The organism is Sphingomonas elodea ATCC 31461, assembly GCF_000226955.1.
Lineage (GTDB): Bacteria > Pseudomonadota > Alphaproteobacteria > Sphingomonadales > Sphingomonadaceae > Sphingomonas > Sphingomonas elodea.
Genome location: NZ_AGFU01000126.1, coordinates 1 through 862, shown reverse-complemented (window position 1 = coordinate 862; position 862 = coordinate 1). Strand labels below are relative to the sequence as shown.

Genomic DNA, 862 nt, shown 5'->3' with positions numbered 1-862 from the left:
TGGACGAGACCGCGCTGGCGGCCGATTCGATGTCCGCCACGATCAGCGCGATCCGCGAGGATACCGAGGCGGTGGCGACGGAGATCGATCGCGTCGGCCGCGGCTTCGCGGCGCTCGACGAGGAGTTGGGGACGCTGAAGGGCAGTGCCGGCGACTTCGTCGCCAAGGTTGCGGCCTGAGGGAGAGAGCGATGTCGACGACGCGCGAACCGGGGCAATGGAGCGGCGGGAAGCGGTCGCTCGTCGAGTATCGCCAGGATTATGACTGGGACGGCACGCTGCTCGCCAGCTGCTCCGAGATCGCCGCGCTGCTCGCCGACGAGCATCTGGCGCTGTCGCGGCGCTGCCAGGAACATCTGCTGCGCAACCGGATGAGCAGCCGGATGCGCGCGCAGATCGAATCCGATGCCCATGCCGAGGAAGGCGCCCGTTACGATCGGCTGAAGTTCGAGCAGCCGTTCAGCGAGGAATGGGCGCGGATGGTCTGCGACTATGCCGCGCGCACCTATCGGATGGGCGTGCCGCTGCCGGTATTGCTCTCCCATTTCGCCTATGCGCACAGCCAGACGCTGGCGGTGCTGCGTGACAGGCTGGCGGGCGACTTCGATCGCTATGCGCGGCTCAGCGATGCGGTGCAGCGGCTGGCTATGGCCGAGGTGGACCTGATGGCGGCGCATCTCGGCACGCGCGACGCCGAGACGGTGCAGGACGAGCGGCGCGAGCGCTCCGATCGGTTTCGCGCGAGCATCGCCGAATCGATCGAAGGTGCGACGATGCTGGGAAACCGCATCCGCGTGCAGGCGCAGGGCGCCTCCAGTGCGGCGCGGGGGATGCTGGGCAAGGCGAGCGAGGTCGCGGCGGCG

2 pseudogenes are annotated in these 862 nt (G+C 68.9%); both read left to right on the top strand.

Annotation, left to right across the window (positions count from 1 at the left end):
* Nucleotides 1-179: pseudogene (locus KK7_RS22400) on the top strand (methyl-accepting chemotaxis protein); the annotation flags it as partial.
* An 11-nt stretch (nt 180-190) separates the two neighbouring features.
* Nucleotides 191-862, top strand: a pseudogene (locus tag KK7_RS21395) (methyl-accepting chemotaxis protein); the annotation flags it as partial.